The 14,465-nt window shown below is 71.3% G+C and carries 11 protein-coding genes and 1 pseudogene; 5 read left to right on the forward strand and 7 right to left on the reverse strand.

The genetic code is table 11. The annotated features are described in order from the left end of the window. Positions 1–171: 171 nt before the first annotated feature. Positions 172–600 carry a hypothetical protein gene (locus PZB75_RS10790; RefSeq protein WP_275535081.1) on the forward strand — a complete coding sequence of 143 codons (429 nt, stop codon included), beginning with the start codon at positions 172–174 and terminating at the stop codon, positions 598–600. 73 nt (positions 601–673) lie between these two features. On the opposite strand, the gene PZB75_RS10795 is transcribed toward PZB75_RS10790, so the two are convergent. Next, the gene (locus PZB75_RS10795) at positions 674–1,921 is read right to left on the reverse strand and encodes an MFS transporter (protein WP_275535082.1); all 1,248 of its coding nucleotides are present in this window, start codon (positions 1,919–1,921) and stop codon (positions 674–676) included. A gap of 130 nt (positions 1,922–2,051) precedes the next feature. Between PZB75_RS10795 and PZB75_RS10800 the strand changes: the two genes are divergently transcribed. Then, positions 2,052–3,014 carry a LysR family transcriptional regulator gene (locus tag PZB75_RS10800; RefSeq protein WP_275535083.1) on the forward strand — a complete coding sequence of 321 codons (963 nt, stop codon included), beginning with the start codon at positions 2,052–2,054 and terminating at the stop codon, positions 3,012–3,014. A 508-nt stretch (positions 3,015–3,522) separates the two neighbouring features. Here the strand turns inward: PZB75_RS10800 and PZB75_RS10805 are convergent. Further along, positions 3,523–4,923 carry a cystathionine beta-synthase gene (locus PZB75_RS10805; protein ID WP_275535084.1) on the reverse strand — a complete coding sequence of 467 codons (1,401 nt, stop codon included), beginning with the start codon at positions 4,921–4,923 and terminating at the stop codon, positions 3,523–3,525. 153 nt (positions 4,924–5,076) lie between these two features. Here PZB75_RS10805 and PZB75_RS10810 point away from each other — a divergent pair. From PZB75_RS10810 to PZB75_RS10820, 3 genes and pseudogenes are all read left to right on the forward strand, one after another. Next, a pseudogene (locus PZB75_RS10810) lies at positions 5,077–6,021 on the forward strand (GDSL-type esterase/lipase family protein); the annotation flags it as partial. A 407-nt stretch (positions 6,022–6,428) separates the two neighbouring features. Continuing rightward, positions 6,429–7,649, forward strand: a complete 1,221-nt coding sequence (locus PZB75_RS10815) for an acetyl-CoA C-acetyltransferase (RefSeq protein ID WP_275535085.1) — start codon at positions 6,429–6,431, stop codon at positions 7,647–7,649. A gap of 488 nt (positions 7,650–8,137) precedes the next feature. After that, positions 8,138–9,001 (forward strand): hypothetical protein, encoded by an 864-nt coding sequence (locus PZB75_RS10820; protein ID WP_275538668.1) that lies wholly within the window; start codon positions 8,138–8,140, stop codon positions 8,999–9,001. 153 nt (positions 9,002–9,154) lie between these two features. On the opposite strand, the gene PZB75_RS10825 is transcribed toward PZB75_RS10820, so the two are convergent. The 5 genes from PZB75_RS10825 to PZB75_RS10845 all read right to left on the reverse strand — a co-directional run bounded on the left by PZB75_RS10825 (position 9,155) and on the right by PZB75_RS10845 (position 13,648). Then, positions 9,155–9,472, reverse strand: coding sequence for a hypothetical protein (locus PZB75_RS10825; RefSeq protein ID WP_275535086.1), 318 nt, complete (start codon positions 9,470–9,472; stop codon positions 9,155–9,157). 198 nt (positions 9,473–9,670) lie between these two features. Next, positions 9,671–10,558 carry a Bax inhibitor-1/YccA family protein gene (locus PZB75_RS10830; protein WP_275535087.1) on the reverse strand — a complete coding sequence of 296 codons (888 nt, stop codon included), beginning with the start codon at positions 10,556–10,558 and terminating at the stop codon, positions 9,671–9,673. A gap of 453 nt (positions 10,559–11,011) precedes the next feature. After that, positions 11,012–12,145: a hypothetical protein gene (locus PZB75_RS10835; protein ID WP_275535088.1), complete on the reverse strand. Its 1,134-nt coding sequence runs from the start codon at positions 12,143–12,145 to the stop codon at positions 11,012–11,014. Further along, entirely contained in the window at positions 12,142–12,564 is a 423-nt protein-coding gene (locus PZB75_RS10840; protein ID WP_343286225.1) for a hypothetical protein, read from the reverse strand. The genes PZB75_RS10835 and PZB75_RS10840 overlap by 4 nt, the downstream gene beginning before the upstream one ends. Continuing rightward, positions 12,518–13,648, reverse strand: coding sequence for a hypothetical protein (locus tag PZB75_RS10845; protein ID WP_275535090.1), 1,131 nt, complete (start codon positions 13,646–13,648; stop codon positions 12,518–12,520). Before PZB75_RS10845 ends, PZB75_RS10840 begins: the two co-directional genes overlap by 47 nt. Positions 13,649–14,465 lie beyond the last annotated feature (817 nt).

Genomic DNA, 14,465 nt, shown 5'->3' on the forward strand with positions numbered 1-14,465 from the left:
CGCCTGAGACGCGGCACGCCTGAGACGAGACCCGGCCCGGGACACTGCACGGCCCGGGACGCTCCACGGCCCGAGAAGCGGCGTTGTCCCGGCCCCCGCGGGACAACCAGAGGCCGACTGGGGGGCTAGCCCTACTGCCCCGGACGGCCCACGCTTCGTAACGTTACGACCATGGAAGCCCGCGACCCTGAACTCAAGCGTGAGTTGGATGCCACCCTGCACGCCCGCAGTGAGCTGGGGGCGGAGTACGAGCCCGCGCTTGTCGAATCGTTCCTGGCGAAGGTCGAACAACGCCTCGACGGAACCCTGGACCGCCGCGTCCGGCGCCATCTCGCCGAACAGCAGATCGTCGTCGCCCGGGGAGCCCGCTCGCCGGAGCCGCCCATGGGCAACTTCGGCGAGCGTTTCGGCTTCGGGATCATCTCGCTGATCCTGGCGGTGCCCCTGTCCGCGATCGGGGTGGTGAACGCCGGGATCGAGGGACTGGTCGTCGCCTGGCTGGGCATCGTCGGCGTCAACGTGGTCCATGCCGCCCGCAGTTGGCCGTGGTTCCAGCGCGGCGACAAGACACGCGGGTCCGGCTCCGACTGGGAGAGCTAGTGCCGCTCCCGGCATCAGGGGGTCTTTCGTTCGGATCAGGCCGGGCTCGCGGGCTCTGGCACCGAGTCGCGCGTCACGCGACCCGGACGTCCTCGGCCGGCGCGGCGGGCCCGGGGTCGGACAGATGTGTCCGCTCGGGCAGCAGGAGCGGGGTGGCGAGCAGAAGGACGCCGGAGAGGGTGATCGCGGCGAGTGGGCTGGTGAGTGTGGCGAGGACGCCCCAGACCGCCATCAGGGCGGCCTGTGCGAGTTTGCTGACGGCACTCCACGTACTGAGGACCCGGGCGGTGTGATCCTTGGGGGTCCGTCGCAGGCGCTCTGTCGCGTGGATCGGATTGAAGACGCCCATGCAGGTGATCAGCAGGGCCTCGACGAGGATCACGGTGAGGAGTCCGGGGACGCCGGGACGGACGAACATGAGACCGAGGGGGAAGAGCGATCGCAGCCGGCCTGAGACGATCATGACCCGGTACCGGCCGTAGCGGGTCACGAGGGGCGCGGAGAGGCGGGCGCCCACGAAGCCGCCGAGCGCCGGGATGCCGAAGGCGAGACCGTACTGCCAGGCCGGGAAGTGGTACTGGCCCAGCAGGAGGACGGACAGGAGCGGGACGGTGGCCATGATGAGGCCGCTGACCAGGACCGAGTTGAGGAACAGGCGCCTCAGTACGGGGTCGCGGAGGATGAGCCGCCGGCCGTCGAGGAGGTCGGCCCCGCGCGGCCCTGCGGCCCGGTCGTGGGGTGCCGCGACATCGCCTCCACGGATGCGGAGGACCCCGAGCGCGGACAGCAGGTAGCTGAGGGCGTCGGCCATGACAGTGACGACCGGGCCGAGCAGCCCCACGAGCGCGCCACCGAGGGGCGGGCCCACCGAGGTCGCCACCCAGCTCGTGCCCTCGAACCTCCCGTTCGCCACGAGGAGTTGATCGCCGCGGACGAGATGCTTCAGATACGCGCCGGACGCGGCGGTGAAGGCGATGCCCGCGGTGCCGGAGATGACCGAGACGGCCAGCAGCTGGCCGTACGAGAGCAGTCCGAGGACGTACCCGATCGGGACGCTCGCCACCGCGACGAACCGGATCAGGTCCATCGCGATCATCACCGGACGCTTGGCCCGGTGATCGATCCACGGCCCGAGCGAGAACGCGACGATCGCCGCGACGGCGAGCCCGGCCGCCTCCAGGAGCGACACGGCGAACGCCGACGAGTGCAGCACTCGGACCGCGATCAGCGGGAACGCGCCGAAGGCGATCCACGTCCCGTACGTACTGACGGCGTAGGCCGACCACAGCCAACCGAAATCGCGCCCCAACCGCACGCCCATGCGACTCCCTCGCCCCTCGTGACAACCGATGTTCGGGTCCCCGCATCACACCGGCCGCACCGTCGCGGGATCAAACAACCGCCCCCCGGGCGAGCCACAACCATCGGTTGGGCACACCTATGCTGGATCGATGGACACCGAGGCGGTGCGATCGTTCGTGCGCGCGGCCGAGCTCGGACAGCTGAAACACGCGGCCGACGAGCTCGGCGTGACGCAACAGGCCGTGTCGAAGCGGATAGCGACCCTTGAGCGCGGACTCGGCGTCCGGTTGTTCGCCCGCACCGCCCGAGGGGTCGAGCTGACACTCGACGGCCAGGCCTTCCTCCCGCACGCCCGGAACATCGTCACGGGTGCCGACCGTGCCGTCACCGCGATCGGACCGGGCTCGCGGGCCCTTCGCGTCGACGTCCTCGGCCTGCGGTCCGCGCAGGCCGTCGTCCTGCACGACTACTGGCGGTCGCGTCCCGGAACCGAGCTCGACGTGGTGACCCTCAGGGTCGACGACCCGCGCTTGGCGGTCGCCGCCGTCCAGGCGGGCGACATCGACGCCTCGTTCCGCTCGGTCACCGACCCGGCCGCACTGCCGGGCGACGTGCGGATGATCCACGCGTTCGACTCCCCGCTGGAACTCCTCGTCGGCCCGAGGCACCCGCTCGCCTCCGCACGAACACTGACACCGTCCCAGCTGCGCGGGCACCGGATCTGGGTGCCGGGGATCGCGCCGCGGAGCGAATGGGCGGACTTCTACGACCAGCTCGTCACCGGCTTCGACCTCCGCGTCGACGCCGCGGGCCCGAACTTCGGCAACGAGGTACTCCTCGACGTCCTCGCGGACTCCCGGGACGTGGCGACCTTCGTGGGCTCGCGCGACCGGTACATCTGGCCGACCAGCCACGACCTGCGCCGCATCCCGATCGAGAATCCGACGCTCGCCTACCCGCTCTCGCTCCTCCTCCCCCGAGCAAACCCGCACCCAGGGCTCCGAGCGGTCATCAACCACTTCGGAAGCCTGGCACCGCTCCCCGAGGCAACCTGGCGCCCGTCCTGGGCGACGGCACCGCACCGCGGCGACGGAGACGTCGAACACGCCTGACGCCAACGGCCACTTCCGGCACCCCACCGCGCACCGGCACCGGACCCGTACCGGACCGTCACAACGCACCCGCGGCCGGCAGGACGGCACCGGTTGGCCGGCCACAACCGGCAGGGCCGTGTACGAGGCCCCTCCGGGGCCACAGGGTGGGGGACCGCCGCGCCCCCGGTCGCCCGGGGGCCGGGACGACGGCGGTCCCCGCCCGGGACGCGGGCCCGGATCGGAGCCGGACGCACACGTCCTGGCGACGGTGGAGGTCCGGGAGCCGCTCCGTAGTCCGTGTCGCCGTAGGTGGTGCCGGCGGGTCTCCCCGCCGACATCCACCAATGTGCCGGACGCGTGTTAAGCGGACGCTGCGTCCATGTGTCGCGCCCGTACCGTTTCCGCGAAGACCGGGAAACCCGGGGCCGGGAAGCACTGGGACCGGGAAACCCGAGGACGGACGGCCCTGGTACGAGGAAGCCCGAGGTCCGGACCGGACGACCCGCCCTCACTCCCTCCCCCTCCGCTACTTCGCGTTCGACTCCTTCGCCAGGAACGCCAGCAGGTCCTGCCGGCTCACCACTCCCGTCGGCTTGCCGTCGACCAGCACGATCGCCGCGTCCTCGCCCTTCGAGCCGCTGAGCACCGACATCAGGTCCTCGACCGGCTCGCCCGAGCCGACCTGCGGCAGCGGGGCCGACATGTGCTTCTCCAGCGGGTCGGTGAGCGAGGCGCGCTGGGCGAAGAGCGCGTTCAGCAGCTCCCGTTCCACCACCGAGCCGATGACCTCGGCGGCCATCACGTCCGGGTGGCCCGCGCCCGGCTTCACGATCGGCATCTGCGAGACGCCGTACTCGCGCAGCACCTCGATCGCCTCCCCGACGGTCTCCTCCGGGTGCATGTGCACCAGCGTCGGCAGCGGCCCGGCCTTGTGCGCGAGGACGTCGCCGACCCTGGCGGACGGGCCCGTGTTGTCCAGGAAGCCGTAGTCGGCCATCCACTCGTCGTTGAAGATCTTGCTGAGGTAGCCCCGGCCGCTGTCCGGCAGCAGCACGACCACCACGTCGTCCTCACCGAGCCGCTTCGCGACCTCGAGCGCCGCCACCACGGCCATCCCGCAGGAGCCGCCGACCAGCAGGCCCTCCTCCTTCGCGAGGCGCCGGGTCATCCGGAAGGAGTCCTTGTCCGAGACCGGAACGATCTCGTCCGTGACCGTGCGGTCGTACGCCGTCGGCCAGAAGTCCTCGCCGACGCCCTCGACGAGATACGGGCGCCCGGAGCCGCCGGAATAGACCGAGCCCTCCGGGTCGGCGCCGACGATCCGCACAGCGCCGTCGCTGACGTCCTTGAGGTAACGGCCGGTGCCGGAGATCGTGCCCCCGGTGCCCACCCCCGCCACGAAGTGGGTGATCCGCCCGTCCGTCTGCTCCCACAGCTCGGGACCGGTGGTCTCGTAGTGCGAACGCGGATTGTTCGGGTTGGAGTACTGGTCGGGCTTCCAGGCCCCCGGCGTCTCCCGGACCAGCCGGTCGGAGACGTTGTAGTACGAGTCGGGGTGCTCAGGGTCGACGGCCGTGGGACAGACCACGACCTCCGCGCCGTACGCCCGCAGCACGTTGATCTTGTCGGTGGACACCTTGTCCGGGCAGACGAAGACGCACTTGTAGCCCTTCTGCTGGGCGACGATGGCCAGGCCGACGCCGGTGTTGCCGCTCGTCGGCTCGACGATCGTGCCGCCGGGCAGCAGCTCACCGCTCTGCTCGGCCGCCTCGATCATGCGCAGGGCGATACGGTCCTTCACCGAACCGCCCGGGTTGAAGTACTCGACCTTGGCGAGGACCGTCGCCTGGATGCCCGCCGTCACGCTGCGAAGCCTCACCAACGGGGTATTGCCTACGAGGCTGATCATCGAATCGTGGAATTGCACCTGTGTACTCCGGGGTCTCCGAGATGGTCCGGCCAGCGTATGCGCCCGGGCGCCGGACGATACGAGATTGAGCGACAGTCCTTCCGGGGCAGTTAGCTGTATGTACGGCGGTACGGCAAGGGAGAGGTGGACCGGGCTGTGTCGAGAGCGAGGGTGGCGCGACGGATCGCGGCGGGGGCGGCCTACGGCGGCGGCAGCGTCGGACTGATCGGGGCGGCGGCCGTCGGCGTCCTGCTGGCCGAGGTCCAGCTGGCGAAGCGGCAGGTGGGAGGGGGTACCGCGCCCGTACCGCCGAGCGCGGACGGACGGTACGGGGTGGCGTTCGCGGGCCCCGCCGATCCGTTGCGCCTCGCGCTGCTCGGGGACTCGACCGCGGCCGGCCAGGGGGTGCGCCGGGCCGGGCAGACCCCGGGGGCGCTGCTGGCGTCCGGGCTGGCGGCGGTGGCGGAGCGCCCGGTGGACCTGCGGAACGTGGCGCTGCCGGGGGCCACCTCGGACGATCTGGAGCGGCAGGTGTCGCTGCTGCTCGCCGACCGGTCCCACACCCCCGACGTCTGCGTGATCATGATCGGTGCGAACGATGTGACGCACCGCATGCCCGCCACCCGGTCGGTGCGCTGTCTGACGACGGCGGTCCGCAGGCTGCGCACGGCGGGCGCGGAGGTCGTGGTGGGCACCTGCCCCGACCTGGGCACGATCGAGCCGGTGTACCAGCCGCTGCGCTGGCTGGCCCGGCGGGCGAGCAGGCAGCTGGCGGCGGCCCAGACGATCGGTGCGGTGGAGCAGGGCGGGCGGACGGTGTCGCTGGGCGATCTGCTCGGCCCGGAGTTCGAGGCGAACCCGCGCGAGCTGTTCGGCCCCGACAACTACCACCCCTCCGCGGAGGGGTACGCGACCGCCTCGATGGCGGTGCTGCCCACCCTGTGCGCGGCGCTGGGGCTGTGGCCGGACGCCGACCGCCTCGACGGCACGCGGCGCGAGGACATGCTGCCGGTGGCCGAGGCGGCCTCCCAGGCCGCGCGGGAGGCCGGTACGGAGGTGACGGGCGCCCGGGCACCCTGGGCCCTGCTCAAGCACCGCAGGTGGCGGCGTCTGCCCACGTATGCGGAGCCGCACCCGCATCCGCATACGCATCCGCGCTGGTACCCGCACCGGCGCTCCGGGACGGCCGAGGCCCCGGAGGCTCCGGAGGCCGCCGGGACCACAAGGACCGCCGGAGCCACCGGGACCGCACCAGCCGCGGAGATCACGGACACGACAGGCGCCGCGGACACCGCAGGCAGCGCGGAGGACACCGGGCCGCAGCCCCCGAGGACCAGGCCCGGACGCGGCGCGGGCCAGGGCCCGGACACCGGTGGCGCGCACGTGCCCGACAGCGCCGACTGAGCGTTCGCTTAGAAAAGAGTCCCGCGTCACACGACCGGCCCGATGACCCCGGCGATACGGGCGGGTAGCTTCCATGACAGTGCCGCCGCCCTGCCGTCCATCCCTCATGGAGCCGTGTGATGCCCGAAGCCGTGATCGTCTCTGCCGCCCGTTCCCCCATCGGCCGGGCCTTCAAGGGCTCGCTGAAGGATCTGCGCGCGGACGACCTGACCGCCACGATCATCCGGACCGCGCTGGACAAGGTGCCGCAGCTGGACCCGAGGGACATCGACGACCTGATGCTCGGCTGCGGTCTCCCGGGCGGCGAGCAGGGCAACAACCTGGGCCGGATCATCGCCGTGCACCTGGGCATGGACCACCTCCCCGGCTGCACGGTCACGCGGTACTGCTCGTCCTCGCTCCAGACCAGCCGCATGGCGCTGCACGCCATCAAGGCGGGCGAGGGTGACGTCTTCCTCTCGGCCGGTGTCGAGATGGTGTCCCGGTTCGCGAAGGGCAGCTCGGACAGCCTGCCGGACACGCACAATCCGCTGTTCGCCGAGGCCGAGGCCCGTACCGCCGCCCGCGCCGAGCAGGCCGGCACCGACTGGCACGATCCGCGCGAGGACGGCCTCGTGCCGGACGCGTACATCGCGATGGGACAGACCGCCGAGAACCTGGCGCGGCTCAAGGGCATCACCCGCGAGGAGATGGACGAGTTCGGCGTACGGTCGCAGAACCTCGCCGAGGAGGCCCTCAAGAACGGCTTCTGGGAGCGCGAGATCACCCCGGTCACGACCCCCGACGGCACGGTCGTCGCGAAGGACGACGGTCCCCGCGCGGGCGTCACGATGGAGGGCGTGCGCGGTCTCAAGCCGGTGTTCCGCCCCGACGGCCTGGTCACCGCGGGCAACTGCTGCCCGCTCAACGACGGCGCCGCCGCACTGGTGATCATGTCGGACACCAAGGCGCGCGAGCTGGGCCTGACCCCGCTGGCCCGGATCGTCTCGACCGGTGTCTCGGCGCTGTCGCCCGAGATCATGGGGTACGGCCCCGTCGAGGCCAGCAGGCAGGCGCTGAAGCGGGCCGGGCTGACCGTCGACGACATCGATCTGGCCGAGATCAACGAGGCGTTCGCCGCCCAGGTGATCCCGTCCTACCGCGATCTCGGGCTCCCGCTGGAGAAGGTCAACGTCAACGGCGGGGCGATCGCCGTCGGCCACCCGTTCGGTATGACGGGGGCGCGGATCACCGGGACGCTGATCAACAGCCTCCAGTTCCACGACAAGCAGTTCGGCCTGGAGACGATGTGTGTCGGCGGCGGTCAGGGCATGGCCATGGTCATCGAACGCCTCAGCTGACCCCCCACCGCCCACCGACGCCCACTCCCCCCGGCCGTCGAGCGCCCACCGACGCCCCCTCGCCCCGACCGGCGAGCACCCAATACCCTCCGCTCGCTCCGACCGTCGGGCACCCATCAACGCCCACTCGCCCCGACCGTCGGGCACCCACCGACGTCCGCTCACCACCCACCGCCGTCCGCCCACCGACCACCACCGGCCGCCCACCGGCACCGCGCCCCTGCGGCGGACGACGCGAGCCGCCGAAAATGGCCGGTTCCGATCCCCGTCCGAGACCGAATCTCCCCCAGGATGTGATGTATCTCCTGGGGGAGATGCGTTTCCGCAGGTCACGCCGGTATGGGAGGTAAACCTCGGGTCCAAGGACCTGTCCATTTCGTGACGTAATGCACTGACACCGCGCACGACCACCGGACAAGCTGAGGTAGGAAGTCGGGGAATCGATTGAAACCGGGAGTACGTCAGTGAGCGCCATGCCTCTTGCCCTGTTGCTGACCACCGCTGCCGCCACGGCCGTGGGCGCCGCTGCTCTGCACGCCGCCCACGGGCTGCGCAGGCAGGTCTCCGCCCTCCGTACGGAACTGGCCGAGGACCGCGCCCGCGCCGCGGTCGTACCACCGCAGAGCCGTACCACCGTCACCGCGACCGACGAGATACGCGCTGCCGTCGCCGAGGCCCTCGCCGAGGAGCGCGAGCGCGAACTGGCGGAGGCCCGTGCGTTCTGGGCGGCGCAGGAGGCGCGCGACGCCGCCGACGCCCCGTCCCTCCTCGGGGGCCTCGCCGGGACCGGTGAGGAGACGCCGTTCTTCCTGCCCCGCCAGTCGGACTTCGCCGGCTTCGAGGCGATGGACCTCGACGCCGAAGCGCTGGAGGAGCTGGCCGAGCTGGGTGAACGCACCGAACTGACGGAGCCCGCCGAGCTGCCGGACGGCCCGGAGTCCGTCGAACTGCCGGACGGTCCCGAGTTCCCCGAGGACTCCCCCGAGCTGGCCGCCGCCCGGCGCCGCCACCCCTCGCACCCCGACTTCGTACCGGTACGGACCCCGGTGGTCACCGACCACGAGCGCACGGTGAACCGCCTGGAGGAGCTGGCCGACAGCCGTACGGAACTGGCGGACGTCCGCCCCGGACCGCTCGGCACGCTCGATGTGTACGTCTTCGCCGACGGCACCACGCTCTGCATGACCCCCGGCCACCGGGAGACCGCCGAACGGCTGGCCGAGTCACTGCTGTCGGGCCAGCACCCGGTGCTGCTGGGCGGCTCCGGGGTCTCGGGGGCCTATGCCCTGACGTTCTCCTGCGGCGACGACAACGTGTACATCCTCGCCGACCGCGTCATCGCCTCGTTCTGACCAGCTGACGCACCGACCCGCGGAAACTGACGCACCGACCCGCGGAAACACCCTTCCACCGCACCCCGAGACCCCTCCCCCGCCCCGCCCCACCACCCCATCCCGAAACACGCGCCCCGCACCGCCGCGGGGCCGCCCCCGGCAGCGGTCGGCCTACGGGAAGGCCCGAGCCGCCGCCTCCGCCACGAACCCCACGGCCTCGTCCAGCTCTTCGGACGGGGCCGCTGCCAGTGCCACCGCCAAGTCGTGTCCCGCGACGGCCAGTTGATCACCGACGACGAAGACCCCGAGGTCCGGCGGGAGCAGGGGAGGCCGGTCCGGCGTCTCGATGCGCTGGGCCCGCACGGCGAGTTCCCGGGCGGTGGCCAGCCCCTCGGCAGCCGCCCCGCGCCGCAGCCGGCTCTGCGGAGCGGCGCGCAGCCGGTCGGCGAACCGGTCCACGGCGGTGATCAACGGAGTCGTATCGAGCATCCCGCGACCCTACGCGGCCCGGCGGGACCGCTGCCAACCCGCGCGGCTCCCCCGCCCCGGCCGACCGCCGGACCGCCCACCGGGGCGGGGCGGGCGCACGAGAGGGGCCCGCAGGCACTGTGCGCCTGCGAGCCCCTCTCACGTACTCACCGTGTACCGCCACCGGTCCCCGACGACCGGCCGACCGGTACCGCGGGGTCAGTCGTCGCCGCTGAGGATGGAGAGCAGTCGCAGCATCTCCAGGTAGATCCACACCAGCGTCATCGTCAGCCCGAAGGCGGCCAGCCAGGACTCCTCGCGGGGAGCCCCGAACGCGATGCCGTCCTCGACCTGCTTGAAGTCCAGGGCAAGGAAGCACGCGCCGAGGATGATCCCGACGACACCGAAGAGGATGCCGAGACCACCGCTGCGGAAGCCCAGGCCGTCACCGCCGCTGAAGACGCTGAACAGCAGGTTGACCACCATCAGGAGCATGAAGCCCATGGCGGCGGCCATCACGAAGCCGTAGAACCGGCGGGTGACACGAATCCAGCGCATCTTGTACGCGACGAGCACACCGGCGAAGACACACATGGTGCCCATCACCGCCTGCACGACCACGCCGGGACCGATGTACGTGCTGACCGCGCTCGACAGCACACCGAGGAAGACACCCTCGAAGGCGGCGTACGCGATGATCAGCGCCGGGACCGGCTTGCGCTTGAACGACTGGACCAGCGACAGGACGAAGCCGATCAGCGCGGCGCCGATCGCGATGCCGTACGACTTGCCGAGGTTCGCCTCGTCCACCGGCAGCAGCGCCCAGGCGAGAACCGCGCCCAGGACGACCGTGCCCAGCGTCAGACCGGTGCGCGTGACGACATCGTCGATCGTCATCACGGAACCGCGCGCGGGCGCCTGCGGAACGCCGTACTGGGTGTCCTGCTGTGCGTAAGGGTTGGTGGCGTACGGGTTGGCGGCGGCCCCCTGAGCGTACGGGTTCGCACCCGCTGCGGGGCCCCCGGCCTGCGGCGCCGCGTTGAAGCCCGCGTAGCCGTTGTCGCGGCTGAACCCCCGTCGCGAGAAGACCGGGTTGCTGCTCCTCATCTCACTCCTCCATGGCCACCCTGCGCGGCCTTGCCACAAGAGTAATGGGTAGGCAAAAGAATCACCCTAAGGGCTGCCCCGCAATCCGTGGTGGATCAGCGTGCGGCGTCGGATGCGGTGCATCGTAAGGCGGAGGGACGTCCGCATACTGGATGTATGGGGACTTTCCGACAACGCCGCGAGGTGCCGTAGCTGTCGTCGCACGCCCACCAGGGACTGCGGGACAGCCCTTGGTGCCAGGGGCGGATCTTCGGATACGCCACCTGTCGCGTACCCGAACGAAAAGCCGCCGACGGAAGGCCGCCGACCACCGCGCCGACCGACGAAGTGCCCGGAGCCGGACTCGAACCGCGCCCGTGCACCCACTCCGACCCACTCCGACCTGGAAAACGCACTGCCCTCGGCGAACGAACCCGCCCCGGCCGTTCCTGGCTTCCCTCTGTCCGGTGGCGGTCAGATCGCACCGGCGACCTTGCCCAACAGGGCGGCACTCGCCGGAATGTCGTGGCTGAGCCGGACCGCGCGGTGCGGCAGTTCGGCGAGGCGTGACGCCACCTCGGTACGCGCGCTCTCCCTGCCGCCGGCGTCCACGCCTTGAGCAAGCCCGAAGACGTCCGGGTAGCGGTCCTCCGTCGCGCCCGACATGAAGTCCGCCTCTCCCAGCGTGCGGGTGCCGTCGACGACGTCCGGCGCCGCGTCGGCGTCGATCCGGGGGAAGAGGAGGGCCGCCGCCCGGCCGCCGGTGGCCAGCGGCACGCCGAACAGCTCTGGGAACTGGTCCGGAAACACCTGGACCTTCCTCTCGCGCTTCTTGTTCTCCCACAGCGGCGTGTGGTCCCCGGCGAGCAGCGCCTCGGTCACGGACTCGTGCTGGGTCGGGTGGAAGCTGCCTCCGGCCCGCAGGTGCTCCCGCGCGGTGACGTCCCAGCCCAGCGAGTGGAGCAGCCCGAGGCCGAGCGCGGCGGCGGACGGCCAGGGCACGACCTCGACGCCCCGTTCGCCGGTCGGCCGGACCAGGACCCGGTCGTTGGCGAGGAGCTGCCAGCCGTGCGAGGCGAGCAGCAGGGCCGTGGTCGTCTTCCCGGCCCCCTTGTCGCCAAAGGTGAGGAGCGTCGCGCCGTCGTCCGGCCTGACGACCGCAGAGGAGTGGAGCACGGCCCAGCCGTCCCGCAGGAGCTGACCACGGATCGCCTCCCGCGCCAGGCGTGCGGCGGCAAGGGCGAGGGGCTGCGCGTGGGTACCGGCGAGGACGAGACGACCGGAGGACGGCGTACTGCGGTACGCGATCGTCTCGTCAGGTGACGTGGCGATGATGTCATCGCCGTCACGCGCCACCAGCAACGGGTGCTTCGCGTAGTCCACGGTCGCCGTGGGCCGGCCGTCCCGGACGAGAAGGGTGATCTCCTCATGGTCCGCGGGCTCGACGTCCGCGATCACGACGGCGCCGGCGCACACGGAGGCCGCGTCCACCGACGTGGCGTTCCACCACGGGCCGAAGTACCGGAGGGCCCAGTCCGTGACCTCCGTACGGTTGCTGAGCACGGTGACGGCCGCGGCGGCGGCCTCAAGTCGGGTGGCGCTGGTCATGTGGCGATCCTCTCGGTATGTACGGGGAGATGGGAGTAGGCGTCGCGGAGACTGCTGGCCGCAGAGTCCAGAGACAGGCGTTCGGAACGGGTGAGCGAGGGTGGGCACGGTACGGCCCTGCCGCCGGTGAAGCGCATCGGAATTCCGAGCCAGACATCTCCGTACGGCACGGACAGCTCCTCGATACCGTCGACCAGACCGAGGGCCTTGGAGAGCGTGGACAGCACGGCACCGGCGGGCCCGCAGCGGGTACGGCCGATGCCGTTACGGATCAGCGCCGGCCGCCGTCGAAGGTCTTCCACGACCACGTGCACCGGGATCGCGAGCGGGCGGCCGGCGACGGTGGTGGTGGACACGCACACGACGGCGCGGTCACCGTGCTCGCCGATCACGTGTCCGTGCACGAGGTCCGGGGACACCTGGGCGTACCGGGCCAGCAGGAGCCGGTACCGGACCGAGTCGAGGTTCGACCCGATCCCGAAGACCCGGGCGCAGCCCGACACCTCGGCGAAGTGGCGGGCCATCAGGTCCACGGGGTTCGTCACGACGAGGACGGTCCCGCCGTACCCGCGCAGCTCCCGCGCGAGCGCGCCGAGAGCGGGTGCGTTCGCTGCTGCGCCTCCGCGCCGAATGTCCGAGGGCGAGGAGGAGCGCCCGGCCGGTGAGCTTCGCGACATCCGGCTGAGGCCCGGCCGCCCACTGCACGGCCGGGTCGATGAAGTTGAGACGGGGGCCGTCGATGTAGACGTGCTCGGGTTTGAGGTCCCCGAACACCACGGTGTTCCGGCAGGGTGAGATCGCACCGGCCATCCGGAGCAGCCGCCACACCGCGCACCGGACCAGCTCCACGACCTCCTGACGCTCGTTTTCCGGGAGCCCGCTCTCCCGGCCGAGCGTCCGCAGATAGCTGGTGGCGCTCAAACCTGTGAACTTCCGGCGGAAGACGCCGACGACGGATCGCTCACCGACCGGCGGCGCTCCGCGCAAGCACTCGGCGCCGGCCGGACCGTGCAGACCTCCGAGGGCGAGGAGGACCGCGTCGAGGAGAGCGTCCGTCTCCCACGGGCGGGCCGCCAGCTCGTCAGCCAGAGACGTCCCCGCCGCGATCCGCGTGACGAGGACTCCCCCGTGGAAGCCGGCTGTCTCGCATACCCGAGGGCGCCCGAGCTCACGAAGGAACTCCAGATTCTGCGCCTCGCGCGCCGTCAGCAGCTCGATGCTCCGGACGTACGCACGTTGCGCTTCCTGAACCTCCTCCCATGTTCCTCCGGCGCCCCGCAGGATGGACACCATGGAGATACCGAGCCAGCTGTACTTCGCGACCAACTCCTCGTCGTCCACCGTGACCCGGCAGACGTAGGAAGTGACGCTCGGGCACTGCGAACCGAGCACGATCTCGTTGTTCGGCCACAGGTCCTCAACTGCGCGGGTGACGACCCGCTGGCTCGCGGTGTGCAGCAGCGCCGCATTCACCGTCTTGTTCTCGCTCGTGGTGAGGGTCATCGACCGCCTCCTTGGTGGGATCGCGCTTCCTACGGGTGCAGGGCACTCGGGCAGGCGGCGATGGCCGCCTTGTTCGTGCGTGCCGAGGTGCTCGGCCATCCATTCGTGGTGCCGAAGAAGAGGGAGCTCATGGGGCTCTGGCGAAACAAGGCCAACCCGGTATGCGATCTGCCTGGGAACGACAGCCGCGGGTATTCCTGTCTCCGTGCTCAGGCGACAGCCATGCCGACGCAGGCCAGGCAATCTGCAACAGCAGTGCCACCAGCGCGGTGCACCCCCACCGTTCGTCCGGGGCCCGGTCTCGCATCCGGCACACCGGCCGTTCTCCTGGCAGGGGTGCCTTCCGCATGGCCGCCCCCATGATCAGGAACGCGCAGCACGCCGCCGTACCGGCGATGAGGCCCAGGGTCCGTACGGTGCCGATCGGCTGGTAGGTGACCCCGGCCCAGAGGAACATGGCGGGAGCGAGAGCGGCCACGGCGCCCGCCCACAGTCCTGCCTCAGGGTGATCACGTACGATCCGGCGCAGCTGGTGCTGCGTCCGCTCGGCCGCCGAGGGCCGCTCGTACGGGCAGCAGTCCAGGCAACGCGAAGCCTCGCCGCACTGGATGCACAGAGCCAGAGCAGTACCGCAGTCCTCGCACGGGTCTCCGACTCGTCTCTCCTCAATTCTTCGTTCGGATGGTGTGTGCGCGACCCGCGGCCGGGGTTGGCCGACGAACGCGAGGAATCCGAAGCGGCTCGGAACGGCCGACACAATCAAGCGCCCTCAGTCCTCACCCAGGGCGCCGCCTTCCGGCGGGGGCGAGCCTCGCGC

The sequence above is a fragment of the Streptomyces sp. AM 4-1-1 genome (assembly GCF_029167625.1).
In the GTDB taxonomy this organism is placed as follows: domain Bacteria; phylum Actinomycetota; class Actinomycetes; order Streptomycetales; family Streptomycetaceae; genus Streptomyces.

Excerpts from the sequence above, each read along its gene's own strand:
- PZB75_RS10790 (WP_275535081.1), top strand. The coding sequence starts at position 172 with ATGGAAGCCCGCGACCCTGAACTCAAGCGTGAGTTGGATGCCACCCTG.
- PZB75_RS10795 (WP_275535082.1), bottom strand. The coding sequence starts at position 1,921 with ATGGGCGTGCGGTTGGGGCGCGATTTCGGTTGGCTGTGGTCGGCCTAC.
- PZB75_RS10825 (WP_275535086.1), bottom strand. The coding sequence starts at position 9,472 with ATGCTCGATACGACTCCGTTGATCACCGCCGTGGACCGGTTCGCCGAC.
- PZB75_RS10815 (WP_275535085.1), top strand. The coding sequence starts at position 6,429 with ATGCCCGAAGCCGTGATCGTCTCTGCCGCCCGTTCCCCCATCGGCCGG.
- PZB75_RS10800 (WP_275535083.1), top strand. The coding sequence starts at position 2,052 with ATGGACACCGAGGCGGTGCGATCGTTCGTGCGCGCGGCCGAGCTCGGA.
- PZB75_RS10830 (WP_275535087.1), bottom strand. The coding sequence starts at position 10,558 with ATGAGGAGCAGCAACCCGGTCTTCTCGCGACGGGGGTTCAGCCGCGAC.
- PZB75_RS10835 (WP_275535088.1), bottom strand. The coding sequence starts at position 12,145 with ATGACCAGCGCCACCCGACTTGAGGCCGCCGCCGCGGCCGTCACCGTG.
- PZB75_RS10845 (WP_275535090.1), bottom strand. The coding sequence starts at position 13,648 with ATGACCCTCACCACGAGCGAGAACAAGACGGTGAATGCGGCGCTGCTG.